Raw genomic sequence first — 16,804 nt, 5'->3', positions numbered from 1 at the left:
GGGGCCCCCTTTGGGGGGGGGGGTCGTCCCGCCCTGGGGGCGGCGGGCGGGCCCGGGGGGGCGGCCGCCCCCGCCCCCCCGGGGGGGGCGGGGGGGGCCGGGGGGGGGGGGCGGGGCCCCGCCCCCCCCCACCGCGGCTGAGGAAAAAAGTCCGGAGTCGCGGCAACCCCTTCCGCCTTCGGTGGCGACAGCACGACGTGGGTCTCACCCCCCATCGAAGTCACCCCCCCATCGAAGGGCATTGGACATGACATCAGCAGCACGGCGGCCCGCCGGCCGCCACCGCAGGACGATCGCCCGCCGGAAGGCGGTGCTCGGTGGCATCACCGCGGCCGGGCTGACCGGCGCCGCCCTCCTCGCCACGTCGCTGACCGGCACGGCGAACGCCGCCGCCTGGCCGACGCCCAACGGCAGCCAGGCGGTGAGCAGGACCATCGAGGTGTCCGGCACCTACGACGGCGGCCTCAAGCGGTTCTACGGCAGCGGCGACCTCGGCGGTGACGGCCAGGAGGAGGGCCAGGACCCGATCTTCAAGCTGAAGGACGGAGCGGTGCTCAAGAACGTCGTCATCGGCTCGCCGGCCGCCGACGGCATCCACTGCTCCGGCAGCTGCACCCTGCAGAACGTGTGGTGGGAGGACGTCGGCGAGGACGCCGCCTCCTTCAAGGGCACCTCCTCCGGCGCGACGTACACCGTCACCGGCGGCGGCGCGAAGAAGGCCGACGACAAGGTCTTCCAGTTCAACGGCGCGGGCAAGCTGAGCATCAGCGGCTTCCAGGTCTCCGACTTCGGCAAGCTGGTGCGCAGCTGCGGCAACTGCTCGACCCAGTACAAGCGCACCATCAGCGTCAGCGACGTGGACGTGACCGCGCCGGGCAAGTCCCTCGTTGGGATCAACACCAATTACGGGGACACCGCGACGCTGAAGAGCGTGCGCATCCACGGCGACAGCAGCAAGAAGATCAAGCCGTGCGTGCGCTACACCGGCAACAACACCGGCAAGGAGCCGGTCGAGACGGGCAGCGGCCCGGACGGCACCTACTGCCGCTACTCGACGTCCGACATCTCGTACAACTGACCCTGGTCCAGGGCCAGTAGGCCGCGGGCGGCCGCTCTTTCCCCGTTCTCTGTCAGAAGCGTTGACGAGCCCTCCGGGGCGCTCTAGCTTCATCGCGTCGTACTTCATACGTCATATACGAGACGTGATGCGCGAGATATGAGAGCTGAGAGCGGCCGCCCATGACTTTCGCCCCCGCCCCGATCCCCTCCCGCACGCAGTATGTGCTGGAGGCGGTCAAACACCGCATCCTCACCGGGCAGTTGAGCCCCGGCCAGTCGCTGGTGGAGACCGAACTCGCCGCCCAGTACGGGGTGTCCAAGACCCCGGTGCGTGAGGCGCTGAAGACCCTCGCCGGCACCGGGCTCGTCGTCATGAGCCAGTACAAGGGCGTCACCGTCCGGACGGTCGACGCGGCCATGGCACGCGAGGTCTACGACGTGCGGCTGCTGCTGGAACCGGAAGCGGTCCGCCGCACCGTGCGCGGCGCCGCCTCCGTCGAGGCCGCCCGTACGGCGCTGGCCCGGGCGGCCGAGGCGGCCGACCCCGCCGACCGGTCGCTCGCCAACCGTGACTTCCACCGCGCGCTCTACCTGCCGTGCGGCAACCCACTGCTGACCCGGATGCTCGACGAGGTCCGCGACCAGGCGGCCCTCGTCTCCACCGTCGCCTGGGCGGCCGTGCCGTCCTGGGAGCGGGAGGCCGCCGAGCACGAGAAGATCCTCCGGCTGGCCGCGGCCGGCGACGCCGACGGCGCGGCCCGCGCGGTCCACACCCACATCGCCTCCTTCGTCGAGCGGGCCTTCCCCGCCACGGACGAGGCCCCCACCGGAGGAGGGACCCTGGAATGACAGCGGCCGCGTACGAGACCCACCGGGCGGCACTCGCCGATGTCGTGGCCATCCCGGTCACCCCGTTCACGGCGGACGGCGCCCTCGACACCGAAGCGCACCGAGCCCTGCTGCGCCGGCTGCTCGACGGCGGCGTACGGACCCTGACCCCGAACGGCAACACCGGCGAGTTCTACGCCCTCACCCCCGACGAGCGGCGCGCCGTCACCGAGCTGACCGTCGAGGAGGCCGACGGCCGTGCCACCGTCCTGGTCGGCATCGGCCACGACGTGCCGACGGCGGTGGCCGCCGCGCGCCATGCCCGCGACGTCGGCGCGCAGCTGGTGATGGTGCATCAGCCGGTCCACCCGTACGTCTCGGAGGGCGGCTGGGTCGACTACCACCGGGCGATCGCCGAGGCCGTGCCCGAGGTGGGCGTCGTCCCTTACCTGCGCAACCAGGCCATGAGCGGCTTACGGCTCGCCGAACTCGCCGACGCCTGCCCCAACGTCATCGGAGTGAAGTACGCCGTACCGGACGCGGCACACTTCGCCGCCTTCGCGCGGGACGCCGGCCTCGAACGCTTCGTGTGGATCGCCGGCCTCGCCGAGCCGTACGCCCCCTCGTACTTCTCCGCCGGTGCCACCGGCTTCACCTCCGGGCTCGTGAACGTCGCACCGGCCGTGTCGCTGCACATGCTCGAAGCGCTCAGGGCGGGCGACTACCCGGCCGCGATGAAGGTCTGGGAGCAGATCCGCCGCTTCGAGGAGCTGCGCGGCGCGAACGGCTCCGCCAACAACGTGACCGTGGTCAAAGAGGCGCTGGCCTCGCTCGGCCTGTGCCGCCGCGACGTCCGCCCGCCGAGCAAGCCACTGCCGGAGGAACAGCGCGCCGAGGTCGCGGCGCTGGCGGCCGGGTGGTCGGTATGAGACGCCCGGAGGAGTACCGGAGTCACCAGTGGTACGGCACGCAGGGCTTGCGCTCCTTCAGCCACCGCGCCCGCACCCGGCAGCTCGGCTACCTGCCCGAGGAGCACCTCGGTAAGCCCGTCGTCGCGATCCTCAACACCTGGTCCGACATCAACCCCTGCCATCAGCACCTGCGGGACCGCGCGCAGGCCGTCAAGCGCGGCGTGTGGCAGGCCGGCGGCTTCCCGCTGGAGTTCCCGGTCGCCACGCTGAGCGAGACCTTCCAGAAGCCGACCCCGATGCTCTACCGCAACATGCTCGCGATGGAGACCGAGGAGCTGCTGCGCTCCTACCCGGTCGACGGCGCGGTGCTGCTCGGCGGCTGCGACAAGTCCACGCCCGCGCTGCTGATGGGCGCCGCCAGCGTCGACCTGCCCACCGTCTTCGTGCCCGCCGGGCCGATGCTCCCCGGGCACTGGCGCGGTGAGACGCTCGGCTCCGGCACCGACATGTGGAAGTACTGGGACGACAAGCGCGCGGGCCTCATCGGCGACTGCGAGCTGGCCGAACTGGAGAGCGGCCTGGCGCGCTCGCCCGGCCACTGCATGACGATGGGAACCGCCTCCACCCTGACAGCCGCGGCCGAGGCCCTGGGCGTCACCGTGCCCGGCGCCTCCTCCATACCGGCCGTCGACTCCGGACACGACCGGATGGCCGCCGCGTCCGGCATCCGCATCGTCGACCTCGTCCGCCGGGACGTACGGCTGTCGCATCTCCTCACCGCGGAGGCCTTCGAGGACGCCGTCACCACCGTCCTCGGCCTCGGCGGCTCGACCAACGCGGTGATCCACCTGATCGCGATGGCCGGACGCGCCGGGGTGCGGCTGACCCTGGACGACTTCGACCGGATCGCCCGCAAGGTGCCGGTGCTGGCCAACGTCCGCCCCGGCGGCGGCCCGTACCTCATGGAGGACTTCCACTTCGCGGGCGGGCTGCCCGGCTTCCTCGCCCGGATCACCGACCTGCTCCACCTGGACCGGCCCACCGTTGCCCACCCGACGCTGCGGGAACAGCTGGCCGGCGCCCTGGTCCATAACGATGACGTCATCCGCACCCGGGAGAATCCGGTCGCGGCCGAGGGCGGCGTCGCGGTACTGCGCGGCAACCTCTGCCCCGACGGCGCGGTCATCAAGCACATCGCCGCCGAACCGCAGCTGCTCCGGCACACCGGACCCGCCGTCGTCTTCGACGACTACCGGGCGATGCAGCGCACCATCAACGACCCGGCGCTCGGCATCACCGCCGACCATGTGCTCGTGCTGCGCAACGCCGGGCCCAAGGGCGGCCCCGGCATGCCCGAGTACGGCATGCTGCCGATCCCCGACCATCTCCTGAAGCAGGGCGTGCGGGACATGGTGCGGATCTCCGACGCCCGGATGAGCGGCACCAGTTACGGCGCCTGCGTGCTCCACGTCGCCCCCGAGTCCTATGTGGGCGGTCCGCTCGCCCTCGTCCGCAGCGGTGACCTCATCACCCTCGACGTCGCCGCGCGCACCCTGCGCCTGGAGGCGTCCGACGAGGAGCTGGCGGAGCGCCGGGCCGCGTGGACGCCCCCGGCGGAGCGGTACACGCGCGGATACGGCGCGCTCTACGCCGAGCAGATCACCCAGGCCGACACCGGCTGCGACTTCGCCTTCCTGGCCCGCCCCGGCACGGTGCCCGACCCGTACGCGGGCTGAGCCGTCCCGCACCGCCCGCTTCGCACCATTCGATCGGCGCACCGTAATGGCCGATATCTCGAACATCGTCCTCCTTCCCGGTTAGCCAGAACGGAGAAGCGTCATGGCCCAAGCCGCAGCCGTGGCCGAGTCACCGCCCAGAAGCCGTCACGGGACGCCCCCGCCGCCCAAGCGCCCCCGCCGCGGCACCGGTACGCACCCCCGCCGGCTGCCGTACCTGCTCATCGCGCCCGCAGCGGTGCTGATGCTGGGCTTCATCGCCTACCCGGTGCTCAGCGTCTTCTGGACGGCCCTCCAGCACGCCAACCCCACCAAGCCGTGGCGGAACGGCTTCGCCGGGCTGGACAACTTCACCGAGATCTTCAGCGGCGACCCGCTCTTCTGGGGCACCCTGACCTTCAGCCTCAAGTGGGTCGTCGTCGAGGTCGGGCTCCAGCTGCTCCTCGGACTGGCCCTCGCCCTGATCGTCAACCAGACCTTCGCCGGCCGGGCGCTGGCCCGCGCGCTGGTCTTCTCGCCCTGGGCCGTCTCCGGCGTCCTCACCTCAGCGATCTGGGTACTGCTCTACAACTCCCAGACCGGCATCAGCCGTTACCTCGCCGACGCCGGCATCGGGGAGTACGGCACCTCCTGGCTCTCCGACACCGCCACCGTCTTCCCTGCCGTCGTCGTCGCCGACCTCTGGCGCGGGGTGCCCTTCTTCGCCATCCTCATCCTCGCCGACCTCCAGTCAGTCCCGAAGGACCTCTACGAGGCGGCCGAGGTGGACGGCGCGAGCCGGTTCCGGCAGTTCTTCCACATCACGCTGCCGCACCTGAAGGACGCCATCATCCTCTCCACGCTGCTGCGCGCGGTGTGGGAGTTCAACAACGTCGACCTGCTCTACACACTGACCGGCGGCGGACCGGCGGGGGAGACCACCACCTTGCCGCTCTACATCGCCAACACCTCCGTCGACGCGCACAACTTCGGCTACGCGTCCGCGCTGACCACCGTCGCGTTCGTGATCCTGCTCTTCTGCTCGCTCGTCTACCTGCGGCTCAGCAAATTCGGAGGTGGCGACAAGTGACCACGCTGCACCTCGCACCGCGCCGGAGCGGCCGGAAGCGGGCCTGGGACCAGGCGCCCCGCTGGCAGATCCATCTGCCGCTCGCCCTTTACCTCCTCTTCACGCTCGTCCCCTTCTACTGGATCCTGCTCTTCGCGCTCCGCCCGGCCGGCTCCACCTCCCTGGTGCCCTGGCCGGTCACCTTCGAGCACTTCGCGAAGGTGTGGACCGAGCGCAGCTTCGCGACGTACTTCCAGAACAGCGTGCTCATCGGCATCGCCACCCTGGTGCTCACCACGCTCGTCGCGCTGGCCGGCGGCTATGCGCTCGCCCGCTTCGACTTCCGCGTCAAGAAGGGCTTCATGCTGGCCCTGCTGTGCTCCCAGTTCGTGCCCGGGGCGCTGCTGCTGGTACCGCTGTTCCAGATCTTCGCCGAGCTGCGGATGATCAACTCGCTGGGCAGTGTCATCCTCGCGGAGACCGTCTTCCAGCTCCCGCTGTCCATGATCCTGATCAGCGGCTTCATCAAGAACGTGCCGTACGCGCTGGAGGAGGCCGCCTGGGTCGACGGCTGCGGCCGGATGCGGGCCTTCCGCGTCGTCGTCCTGCCCCTGCTGCGGCCCGGCCTGGTCGCCGTGGGCTCCTTCGCCTTCGTACACGCCTGGAACCACTTCCTCTTCGCGCTGATGTTCCTCAGCAACCAGGAGAAGCAGACCATCCCCGTCGGCCTGAACACCCTGATGGGCGCGGACAGCGTCGACCTCGGCGCGCTCGCCGCCGGCGGCGTCATCGCGGCCGTCCCCGTGGTGATCGTCTTCGCGTACATCCAGAAGTGGCTGATCACCGGCTTCAGCGCGGGGGCGGTGAAGGGATGAGCCACGCCGGTACGGAAGAACCGCTGCCGGTCGTCCTCGTGGGCGCACGTGGCCACGGCCACTGGCATCTCGCCAACATCCGCCGGCTGGCCGCACAGGGCATGGTCCGCCTCGCCGGCGTCTGCGACCTGACCCCGCTCACCGCCGCCGAACTCGACGGCTTCGGGACCGTCGCGCAGTCCGACGACTTCGAGACGCTGATCACCGCCACCGGCGCCCGCGTCGCCGTCCTCTGCACGCCCATCCCCACCCACGCCGATCTGGCACTGGCCGCGGCCCGGCACGGCGTCCACATGCTCGTCGAGAAGCCGCCCGCACCTTCGTACGCCGAGTTCCGGCGGCTCGCGGACGGCGTGGAATCGGCCGGCGTCGCCTGCAGCATCGGCTTCCAGTCGCTCGGCTCGCACGCCCTACCGGCCGTCCGCCGCCTGCTGGCCGACGGCGTGATCGGCGAACCGGCCGGCATCGGCGCCGCCGGCGCCTGGGTACGCGACGAGGCGTACTTCCGCCGCGCCCCCTGGGCCGGCCACCGCAGACTCGACGGCACCGACGTGCTGGACGGGGTCCTCACCAACCCCCTCGCACACGCCGTCGCCACCGCCCTCGCACTGGACGGCAGCACCGCCGCCGAGGACGTCACGCACATCGAGACCGAACTCTTCCGCGCCCACGCCATCGAATCCGACGACACCTCCTGCGTCCGCGTCACCACCGCACACGGCAGCCGCGTCACCGTCGCCGCCACCCTGTGCGCGGACACGGCAGCCGAGCCGTACGTCGTGGCGCACGGCACCCGTGGCCGCCTCACCTTCTGGTACAAGCAGGACCGCGTTCTGCTCCAGCGCGCCGGACACGCCCCCGAGGAGACCACCTACGGCCGCACCGACCTGCTGGACAACCTCCTCGCCCACCTCACCGACGGCACACCGCTGCTGGTACCGCCCGCCGCCACCGGCGCCTTCATGCGCGTCCTCGAAGCGGTGCGGTGCGCCCCGGACCCGGCGCCGCTGCCCCCGGACGCCTGGCACACAGCGCCCGGAACGACGGCCGACGGCAGCACCCTGCGCCGCGTCGTCCCCGGCATCGACGGCCTGGTGGCCGCCAGTGCCGACACCCTCTCCCTCTACTCCGAACTCGGCGCCCCCTGGGCGCTCCCGCAGGAGGTGCGCTCCGGATGACCGCGCCCCGCACGACCCCCACCCTCGCCCTGTGCTGCGCCGGACGCCCCGTCGCCCGGTACGCCTACCGGCCGGCGCTCGACGCCCGGCTCGCACCGCGCCCGTACCTGCATCCCGTGACCACCCTGCGCGGCACCCCCGTCACCGAGCTGATGCCCGCCGACCACCCGCACCACCTCGGCGTGGGCATCGCCGTCCCCGACGTGGCGGGCCACAACTTCTGGGGCGGCCGGACCTACGTACGCGACCGCGGCCCGGCCGAGCTGGACAACCACGGCGTGCAGCGCCACACCGCCTTCAACCTGTGCGACCCCGACGGCTTCGTGCAGGAGCTGAGCTGGAGCGTGGGGGAGGACGAGCTGCTGCGCGAGCGGCGCACCGTTGCGGCCACCGCGCTGACCGACACCGCCTGGGCGCTGGACTTCACCTTCTCGCTCACCAACACCACCGCCGGAACGCTGTCCCTCGGCAGCCCCGCGACCAACGGCCGCGCCGGTGCCGCGTACGGCGGCTTCTTCTGGCGCGCTCCCAAGGAGGCCGACGTGCCCGAGGTGTTCACCGCCGACGCCGAGGGCGAGGCCGCGGTGCACGGACGCCCCGCTGACTGGCTCGCGCTCGGCGGCGCGGGCTGGACCCTGGTCTTCGCCGGTGCCACCGAACCGACCCGCAACGACCCGTGGTTCGTCCGCGCCGCCGACTACCCCGGAGTGGGCTCCTCGCTCGCGCACGCCGAGCGCTTACCCGTCGCCTCGGGCGAGACCGTCGTCCGCCGCATCGTCACGGTGGTCGCCGACGGGCGTCCCACCCGCGAGGAGGCCGCCGGCCTGGCACGGAAGGCGGTGACGGCATGACCCCCGCCGACCGGCACGCCGCCTGGCTCTCCGCCGACCGCGGCGACGGCACCTACCGCAACCCCGTCCTCGCCGCCGACTGGTCCGACCCCGACGTCGTACGCGTCGGCGACGACCACTACCTCACCGCCTCCAGCTTCGGCCGCGTCCCGGGCCTGCCCCTCCTGCACTCCCGCGACCTGGTCAACTGGACGTTGATCGGACACGCCCTGGAGCGGCTGGAACCGGCCGAGGCGTTCACCGTGCCGCGCCACGACTGCGGGGTGTGGGCGCCCGCCATCCGGCACCACGACGGCCGCTTCTGGATCTTCTGGGGCGACCCGGACCACGGTATCTTCCAGGTCAACGCCGAGGACGTACGGGGCCCCTGGAGCCGACCGCACCTCCTCAAGGCGGGCAAGGGGCTGATCGACCCGTGCCCGCTGTGGGACGAGGAGACCGGCGAGGCCTACCTCGTACACGCCTGGGCCCGGTCCCGCTCCGGCATCAAGAACCGGCTCACCGGCCACCGTATGCACCCCGAGGCCACCGGCGTGCTCGACGAGGGCACCACCATCGTCGACGCCGACCGCATCCCCGGCTGGTTCACCCTCGAAGGCCCCAAGCTCTACCGGCACGACGGCTGGTTCTGGATCCTCGCGCCCGCCGGGAGCGTGGCGACCGGCTGGCAGGGCGCCTTCCGCTCGCGCGGCTTCTTCGGCCCGTACGAGGAGCGCGTCGTCCTCGCCCAGGGCGACACCGACGTCAACGGCCCGCACCAGGGCGGCTGGGTACGCACCCCGGCGGGCGAGGACTGGTTCGTGCACTTCCAGGAGAAGGGGGCGTACGGGCGCCTCGTACACCTCCAGCCGATGCGGTGGGACGATGGGGGCACCTCCCGCTCGAGCGCAGCCGAGAGTGGGGGAGGGTGGCCGGTCATGGGGGCGGACGGCGCCCCGGTACGCGACCACCGCAAACCGCTGCTGCCGCCGCAACGGCCCGCCGCTCCGGCCACCGATGACGACTTCCCCGGCGGCCGGTTCGGCCGCCAGTGGCAGTGGGCCGCCAACCCCGAGGACGGCTGGGCACCACGTCACTCCGGCGACGGACTGCGGCTCACCTGCGTCCGCGCCGCCGACGCGCACGACCTGCGCCGCCTGCCGCACGTCCTCACGCAACGGCTGCCCGCGCGCCCGGTCACGGTGGAGGTCGCACTGCGCCTGGAGAGCGGGGAGCAGGGCGCCAAGGCCGGGCTCGCGGTGCTCGGTGACGCGTTCAGCTGGATCGGGCTGGAGCGCGGTACGGACGGGGCGGTGCGGCTCGTCCACCGGTTCGCCGAGTCCGTCGCCGAGGCGGAGCGGGACGCAGCGCACTCCGCGCCCGCACCCGACGGGCGGGCTCGGCTACGGATCACCATCGGCCCGGAAGCCCGCTGCCGCTTCGCCGCCGACACCGGAGCCGGTTGGATCCCGTACGGGCAGGTCTTCGCCGCCCTGCCCTGGCGATGGGTCGGCGCCCTGCTCGGGCTGTTCGCCACCACGCCCGCCGACCCGGTCGGTACCGGCGCGGACCCCGCCGGCACCGCGCTCTTCACACACTTCCGCATCGTCCCTCCGGGCCATTCCCCTACGCGAGCAGAGAAGAGCTGACCATGACCCACACCATCCGCCAACGCTCCCGCGCGACCGCCGCGCTCGCCCTGACGGCGGTTCTCGCGCTGACCGCCACCGCCTGCGGCGACGACGGCAGCGGTGTCGCGGGCGAGTCCGGCGCTGAGGGCTCCGGCAAGGGCACGATCACGTTCTGGGACAACAACGGCGGGGTCCGTACCGATGTGTGGAAGGAGATCATCAAGGACTTCGAGCAGGCGCACCCCGACATCAAGGTCGACTACGTCGGGGTCGCCGCGACCGAGGCGCAGTCCAAGTACGACACCGCCATCCAGGGCGGCGGCCTGCCCGATGTCGGCGGCATCGGCGCGGCCATGCTCGCGGGCATCAGCGCCCAGGGCGCGCTGGAACCGCTCGACGGGCGCCTGAAGGACAGCGCGCTGGACGGCAAGCTCAACACGCGCATGGTGAAGAGCGTCCGCTCGGCCGCGGGCGGCAGGCAGCTCTACACCGTCCCCATGCACGCCACCAACGGCGTGCTCTACTACCGCACCGACCTGTTCAAGGCCGCCGGTCTGTCCGCGCCCACCACCTGGTCGGCGTTCTACGAGGCCGCCAAGAAACTCACCGACAAGGGCGCCAACAAGTTCGGCTACACCATCCGCGGCGGCGCCGGCTCCATCGCGCAGGCGCTGGACGCCATGTACGGCCAGTCCGGCATCACCGGCTTCTGGAAGGCGGACGGGCTCCACACCACCGTCAACGCCCCCAAGAACGTCGCGGCGCTGGAGAAATACGTCGCGCTCTACAAGAAGAACACCCCGGCGGCCGACATCAACAACGACTTCACCAAGATGGTCGCGCAGTGGGACAGTGGCGAGATCGGCATGCTCAACCACAACATGGGCTCCTACCAGGACCATGTGAAGGCGCTCGGCACGAAGAAGTTCCGGGGCATACCGAACCCCACGCTGGACGACGGCACCCGGGTGATGGTGTCCAACCCGGTCGACGGGCTCGGCCTCTTCAAGTCAGGCAAGAACAAGGCCGCCGCCTGGAAGTTCATCGAGTTCGCCGCCTCGCACGAGTCCAGCAGCAAGTGGAGCGAGTCGGCCGGCACCGTCCCGGCCAATCTCGAAGCCGCCGAGGACGACTGGGTGCAGAGGTCCGAGACCACCAAGCTCGGTGCCGAGGCGCTGAACAGCGACCGGACGAAGATCGTCGATCTGCCGTACCACCTCCCCGACTGGAACACCATCTCCAAGGCGGACAACGAACCCGCCTTCCAGAAAGTGCTGCTCGGCAAGACCACGCCCAAGGCGTTCCTGGACGCGCTCGCCGACCAGTTCAACGTGGCCCAGGCCGAGTGGAAGCAGCAGGAAAAGTGATGCTCACCCGCCGCCGGCCGGCCGCGGCCCTCGCGGGACTCCCGCTCGCGTTCGCGTTCGCCGCGGCCCCGGCCGCCACCGCCCCGGCCCATGCCGCCCCGCCCGGCTCGCATGTCCCGCTCGGCCGGGACGCTCTGCTCGGCCTCGACATCCTGCCGCCGGGCGACGGCTGGGCGTCCGCCGCCGGTGGTACGACGGGCGGGGCCCGGGCCGGTGCGGCGCACACCTACACCGTCACGACCTGGGACGGACTGCGGGCGGCGCTTGCCGACGACCCCGGCGTCCCGCGCATCGTCAGGGTCAGGGGCACCCTGAACGCCACCTCCGGTGGCTGTGGCTCCTTCGCGGCCGACGGCTACGACTTCGCCCGCTACCTCGCCGACTACGACCCCGCCGTCCGGGGCCGGGACCGGCCCGTCAGCGGCGTCCAGGAGGACCTGCGTGCCGCCTCGCAACGCAATCAAGCAGCCGCCATCACGGCGTACGTCCCGTCGGACACCACCCTCATCGGCGTCGGCGCGCATGCCGGGATCACCGGTGGCAGCCTGCAGATCGAGAACGCCGACAACGTCGTCGTCCGCAACCTCACGGTGGAGAGCCCGCTGGACTGCTTCCCGCAGTGGGACCCCACCGACGGCGCGACGGGCGCCTGGAACTCCGAGTACGACGGCGTGGTCGTCACCGGCTCCACCCACGTCTGGCTGGACCACAACACCTTCACCGACGGCGCCCACCCCGACAGCTCACTGCCGTCGTACTACGGCGAGGTGTACCAGCGGCACGACGGCGAGCTGGACATCGTGCGGGGCGCCGACCTGGTCACCGCGTCCTGGAACGTCTTCGCCGACCACGACAAGACCCTGATGATCGGCAACAGTGACAGCGCGGGCGCCACCGACCGCGGCAAGCTGCGCGTCACCCTGCACCACAACCTCTTCCGCGACGTGACCGAGCGTGCGCCGCGCGTCCGCTTCGGCAAGGTCGACACGTACAACAACCACTACGTGGTGGGCCCGGAATCGTCGTACGCCTACAGCCTCGGCATCGGCATCGAGTCCCGGCTCGTCGCCGAGAAGAACGCCTTCACCCTCCCGGCCGGCACCGGCGCCGGCCGCGTCCTGAAGAAATGGAAGGAGGCGCCTGTCACCGCGGTGGGCAACCGCGTCAACGGCCGCCCGGCCGACCTGATCGCCCTGCACAACGCGGAGTTCCCCGATGAGCCGCTGGCGTCCGGCGCGGGCTGGACGCCCACCCTGCGGACCCGCGTCGACGACCCGCGTGCCGTACCCGGACTCGTCGGCCACCGGGCGGGCGCGGGCCGGCTGCGCTGACGGCTGCCGGGCGCGCGGACACCCGGCCAAGGCCGGTGATTCTGCCGATGTGCCGGGGGCCGCACGGCACGAGAGTGGCAGCCGTCATCGACCGCGACCGAGAGGAACTTCGCCGTGCAGCAGCACAGCAGTGTGTCCGTCAGCGCTCCGGAGCGCCGGGGGCCCGGCCGGCTCAGAGCCCGCCTGACGCGGTGGGGCCTGGCCGGACTCCTGGCCGCGGGTGGCCTGCTCACCGCCCAGGCGGTGCCCGCGGGGGCCGCGGACAACCCGTACGAGCGGGGACCCGCGCCCACGGAGTCCAGCATCGAGGCCTCCCGCGGCTCGTACGCCGTCTCCCAGACCACCGTCTCCTCCCTGAGCGTCACGGGCTTCGGCGGCGGCACCATCTACTACCCGACCTCCACCGCCGACGGCACCTTCGGTGCCATCGCGATCTCGCCCGGCTACACCGCCTACCAGTCGTCCATCGCCTGGCTCGGCCCGCGGCTGGCCTCCCAGGGCTTCGTGGTGTTCACCATCGACACCAACACCACGCTCGACCAGCCCGACAGCAGGGGAAGGCAACTCCTCGCCGCACTGGACTACCTGACCGAGAAGAGCTCGGTGCGCACCCGGATCGACAGCAGCCGGCTCGGCGTCATGGGCCACTCCATGGGCGGCGGCGGCACGCTGGAGGCCGCCAAGAGCCGGCCGTCCCTCCAGGCGGCGATCCCGCTGACCGGCTGGAACCTCGACAAGTCCTGGCCGGAGATCACCACTCCGACCCTGGTCGTGGGCGCGGACGGCGACACGATCGCCCCGGTCGCGTCCCACTCCGAGCCGTTCTACGAGAGCCTGCCCGGCTCGCTCGACAAGGCGTACCTGGAGCTGAACGGCGCTACGCACTTCACGCCGAACACCTCCAACACCACGATCGCCAAGTACAGCATCTCCTGGCTCAAGCGGTTCATCGACAACGACACCCGCTACGAGCAGTTCCTCTGCCCGCTGCCCCGGCCGAGCCTGACGATCGAGGAGTACCGGGGCAACTGCCCGCACACCTCCTGACGGGAGGCGGGCGGAACGACCGACGGGGCCGGTGAGCCGGCCGGACGGAGGGGTTCCGTGACCGGTTACACGCCAGTAACGTGACGGACGTGACCGGAACGCAGCCCGCGCACTGTCCTCTCCGGATCCGCGGCAGGGACACCGAACTGTCCACCGCGCACACCTTCATGAGCGGCCTGGAGCACGGTACGGGAGGTGCTCTGGTGTGCGCGGCCGGCCCCGGCCTCGGCCGTACCGCCTTCCTCGAACGCGCCGTCCAGGATTTCCGGGCGGGCCGCGCCCTGCTCGTGCGGGCCGCCGCCGCGGACGGCGCACGGCCGCACGGCGGAATCCGCACCCTCCTCCGTGCGGTCACCGCCATGTGGCCGCACGCCCGCCCGGCCGCCGGAACCGGACAGGGAGGCGAACGAAGCGCCCTGCTGCGGCTGTTACGCACCGCGGCCGCCGGCCGTCCCCTCCTGGTGTGTGTCGACGACGTCCACCTGTGGGACCCGCCGTCCCGTACGGAACTGGGCCGTTGCGCCGCTCTCCTCCGTACCTCGCCGGACCCCGTCGGCCTGCTGCTGTCGGTCGCGGAACACCGCGCCCACGACCCTGCCCTCGCCGGACTGCCCCGGCTCCGGCTCGGCCCCCTCGACGGGCCCGCGGCGGCCGCGCTCCTCGGCGACCTCACCGACGGCCGTGCCGCCCCGGCCGTCCGGGAGGAACTGGCCCGCGCGGCCGACGGCAACCCCCGGCTGCTCGGCGAACTCGCCGCCGGCCTCACCCCGCCCCAGCTCACCGGCCTCGCCCCACTGCCCCGGCCCCTCGCCGACCCCGCGACGTTCCTCCGCGCCTGCGGAGCACGCCCCGCCGAGCTGCCTCCCGCCACCCGCCGGATCCTGCTGCTGGCCGCCGCCGCGCAGGAAACACATCCCGACGGTCCAGGCGCCGACGCGGCACTCGTCCTGCGGGCCGCGGCGGCCGCCGGGCTCGGCGCGCCGGCCCTGGAACCGGCGGAGGCCGCCGGGCTGATGCGTACCGAGGGGGAGCGCCTCCACTTCTGCAGCGCGCCGTTGCGCCGCGCCCTGTACGAGTCCGTGCCGCTCGCCCGGCGCCGCGCCGCCCACGCGCTCCTGGCCTCGGCGAGCACGGACGACGTCGGCCTCCGGCTGCCCCACCTGGTCCATCGCGCTCTGGCGGCCGAGGGACCCGACACCGGACTCGCCGGCCGGCTGGCCGCCGCCGCGCGGGCCGACGAGCCGTACCTCTCGCACGAGGAACGCTCGGTGGCGCTGGCCGTCGCCGCGCGCATCACCGAGGACGGCACCGACCGCGCCGCCCGGCTGACCGAGGCGGCCGACCACGCACGTCTCGCGGGCCGGCCGGCGCGCGCCCGCGAGCTGCTGGTGCCGGTGCGCGCGCTGCCCGCTGCCCTGCCGGTACGCGGCCGGGCCGAACTGGTCCACGGACTGCTGTCCCTGCGGGACGGCCCGGTCGCCGACGCCAGGGAGGAACTTCTGCTCGCGGCCGCCCTGCTCGGTCCCCACGACGCGGCAGCGGCCCTGACCGCACGTCTCGCCGCCACGGAGGCCGCCTGGGCCATGGGCGACGCGGCGGCGTACGTGGAGGCGCTGGGTGGTGAGCGGAGCGGGGCGGATTCCCCGGCGGACGCACCCGACGCCCGGCCCAGGGACCCCGCCCAGGGCGGGCGGCTCCCCGACGACTACCGCACCGGTATGGCCGCCGTGCTGAGCGGGCGGCTCGATGCGGGGGTCGGGCCGCTCCGCCGGCTGCTCGCACACACCGAGCAGGCCGACGCCCCCGAGGTACTGCTGCGGGCCGGGGTCGCCGCGCTGGTCGTCGGCGACCTCGCGGCGGCCTGCCGGGTCAACGCCCGCGCCCTCGCGGCCGCCCGCGCGCTGGGCCGCACCACGCTCGTACCGCAGGCCCTGGAGCACCTGGCCTATGGCGAACTCCGGGTCGGCAGGCACCCACGGGCCCGCGTCCACGCCGAAGAGGGGCTGCGGATCGCGCACCGCACCGGACAGCGCAACATCGCCGCCCACCAGCACGCGATCCTGGCCCTCGTTGCCTCCGTCGAGGGCGACACCGACGCGCTCACCACCCACGCGACGGCGGCCACCGCCGTCGCGGCGCCGCACGGCCTGGTCCAGGTCGCCACCCTCACCGGCTGGGCACTCGCCCGGGCCGACCTGGGTGCCGGCCGCGTCGACGAGGCAGCGGCCCGGCTCGGCCCGCTGGTGCGCCCGGGCCCGCGCCAGGGCCATTTCGCCGTCCGCATGCTGGCAGTGCCCTGTTACGCCGAGGCGGCGGTGCAGGCGGGCGCGCCCGACGCGGCGCGTGCTGCCGTGGCGGAGTTCGCCGTCTGGGCCGACCTCGGCGCCGACCCCGCTGCCCCCGCCCAACTGGCGCGCTGCCGTGCGCTGCTGGAGGGGGCCGGTGGCGGCCGGCCGGCGGCGGCCGATGCGTACTACGAGGAGGCCCGCGCCCGGCACGAGGACACCGTCAACGACTTCGAGCGCGCCCGGACCCTGCTGCTGCACGGCAAGTGGCTCCGGCGGCGCCGCCGTCCCGGCCCCGCCCGGGGACTGCTGCGGGACGCGCTCGTCGCCTTCGAGGGGTGCGGCGCCCGTGCCTGGACCGAGCAGACCCGCGCCGAACTGCGGGCCACCGGGGACGCGCCGGCCGGCACGGAGCCACCGGCCGCCGGGCGGGCGGGGCCGCTCGCGGAACTCACCCCGCAGCAGCTGCGGATCGCCCGCTGTGTGGCGGAGGGCGCCACCAACCGCGAGGTCGCCCTCCGGCTCTCGGTGAGCCCCCGGACCGTCGACCACCACCTGCGGAACGTCTTCGCGGTGCTGGGCGTGCGCTCGCGGCTGGAGCTGGCGCGGCTGGTGGACCGCGCGGGGGACTCCACCGCGGCCCTGTGACCGGCCGGTCGCCAACGCCGTTGCCCTGCC

At 72.9% G+C, this 16,804-nt stretch carries 13 protein-coding genes; all 13 read left to right on the top strand.

Annotated features, from left to right (window positions below; translation table 11 throughout):
* Positions 1-247: 247 nt before the first annotated feature.
* The 13 genes from ACIGQF_RS36095 (at position 248) to ACIGQF_RS36035 (ending at position 16,774) form a co-directional block, all read left to right on the top strand.
* The gene (locus ACIGQF_RS36095) at positions 248-1,078 is read left to right on the top strand and encodes a pectate lyase (RefSeq protein WP_399719555.1); all 831 of its coding nucleotides are present in this window, start codon (positions 248-250) and stop codon (positions 1,076-1,078) included.
* Positions 1,079-1,239: 161 nt separating this feature from the next.
* Positions 1,240-1,908, top strand: coding sequence for a GntR family transcriptional regulator (locus ACIGQF_RS36090; RefSeq protein ID WP_399719552.1), 669 nt, complete (start codon positions 1,240-1,242; stop codon positions 1,906-1,908).
* Positions 1,905-2,816, top strand: a complete 912-nt coding sequence (locus tag ACIGQF_RS36085; protein ID WP_399719549.1) for a dihydrodipicolinate synthase family protein — start codon at positions 1,905-1,907, stop codon at positions 2,814-2,816. The genes ACIGQF_RS36090 and ACIGQF_RS36085 overlap by 4 nt, the downstream gene beginning before the upstream one ends.
* Entirely contained in the window at positions 2,813-4,534 is a 1,722-nt protein-coding gene (araD, locus tag ACIGQF_RS36080; protein WP_399719546.1) for an L-arabinonate dehydratase, read from the top strand. The genes ACIGQF_RS36085 and araD overlap by 4 nt, the downstream gene beginning before the upstream one ends.
* A 103-nt stretch (positions 4,535-4,637) precedes the next feature.
* Positions 4,638-5,603 (top strand): carbohydrate ABC transporter permease, encoded by a 966-nt coding sequence (locus tag ACIGQF_RS36075; RefSeq protein WP_399719543.1) that lies wholly within the window; start codon positions 4,638-4,640, stop codon positions 5,601-5,603.
* The gene (locus ACIGQF_RS36070; protein ID WP_399719539.1) at positions 5,600-6,457 is read left to right on the top strand and encodes a carbohydrate ABC transporter permease; all 858 of its coding nucleotides are present in this window, start codon (positions 5,600-5,602) and stop codon (positions 6,455-6,457) included. The genes ACIGQF_RS36075 and ACIGQF_RS36070 overlap by 4 nt, the downstream gene beginning before the upstream one ends.
* Positions 6,454-7,635: a Gfo/Idh/MocA family protein gene (locus ACIGQF_RS36065; protein ID WP_399719536.1), complete on the top strand. Its 1,182-nt coding sequence runs from the start codon at positions 6,454-6,456 to the stop codon at positions 7,633-7,635. The genes ACIGQF_RS36070 and ACIGQF_RS36065 overlap by 4 nt, the downstream gene beginning before the upstream one ends.
* Entirely contained in the window at positions 7,632-8,486 is an 855-nt protein-coding gene (locus tag ACIGQF_RS36060) for a PmoA family protein (protein WP_399719534.1), read from the top strand. Before ACIGQF_RS36065 ends, ACIGQF_RS36060 begins: the two co-directional genes overlap by 4 nt.
* Positions 8,483-10,114 (top strand): family 43 glycosylhydrolase, encoded by a 1,632-nt coding sequence (locus ACIGQF_RS36055; protein ID WP_399719531.1) that lies wholly within the window; start codon positions 8,483-8,485, stop codon positions 10,112-10,114. The genes ACIGQF_RS36060 and ACIGQF_RS36055 overlap by 4 nt, the downstream gene beginning before the upstream one ends.
* 2 nt (positions 10,115-10,116) lie before the next feature.
* On the top strand, positions 10,117-11,463 hold the full coding sequence (locus ACIGQF_RS36050; protein ID WP_399719528.1) for an ABC transporter substrate-binding protein: 1,347 nt from the start codon (positions 10,117-10,119) through the stop codon (positions 11,461-11,463).
* On the top strand, positions 11,463-12,794 hold the full coding sequence (locus ACIGQF_RS36045) for a polysaccharide lyase family 1 protein (RefSeq protein WP_399719524.1): 1,332 nt from the start codon (positions 11,463-11,465) through the stop codon (positions 12,792-12,794). The genes ACIGQF_RS36050 and ACIGQF_RS36045 overlap by 1 nt, the downstream gene beginning before the upstream one ends.
* Positions 12,795-12,992: 198 nt before the next feature.
* Positions 12,993-13,841: an alpha/beta hydrolase family protein gene (locus ACIGQF_RS36040; RefSeq protein WP_399719650.1), complete on the top strand. Its 849-nt coding sequence runs from the start codon at positions 12,993-12,995 to the stop codon at positions 13,839-13,841.
* Positions 13,842-13,930: 89 nt separating this feature from the next.
* Complete coding sequence (locus ACIGQF_RS36035) at positions 13,931-16,774, top strand: LuxR C-terminal-related transcriptional regulator (protein ID WP_399719521.1); 2,844 nt, start codon at positions 13,931-13,933, stop codon at positions 16,772-16,774.
* Positions 16,775-16,804: the final 30 nt, after the last annotated feature.

The organism is Streptomyces sp. NPDC053560 (assembly GCF_044544605.1).
GTDB lineage: Bacteria > Actinomycetota > Actinomycetes > Streptomycetales > Streptomycetaceae > Streptomyces.
The sequence above is the reverse complement of the archived record's forward strand: the minus strand, read 5'-3'. Positions and strand labels throughout refer to the sequence as shown.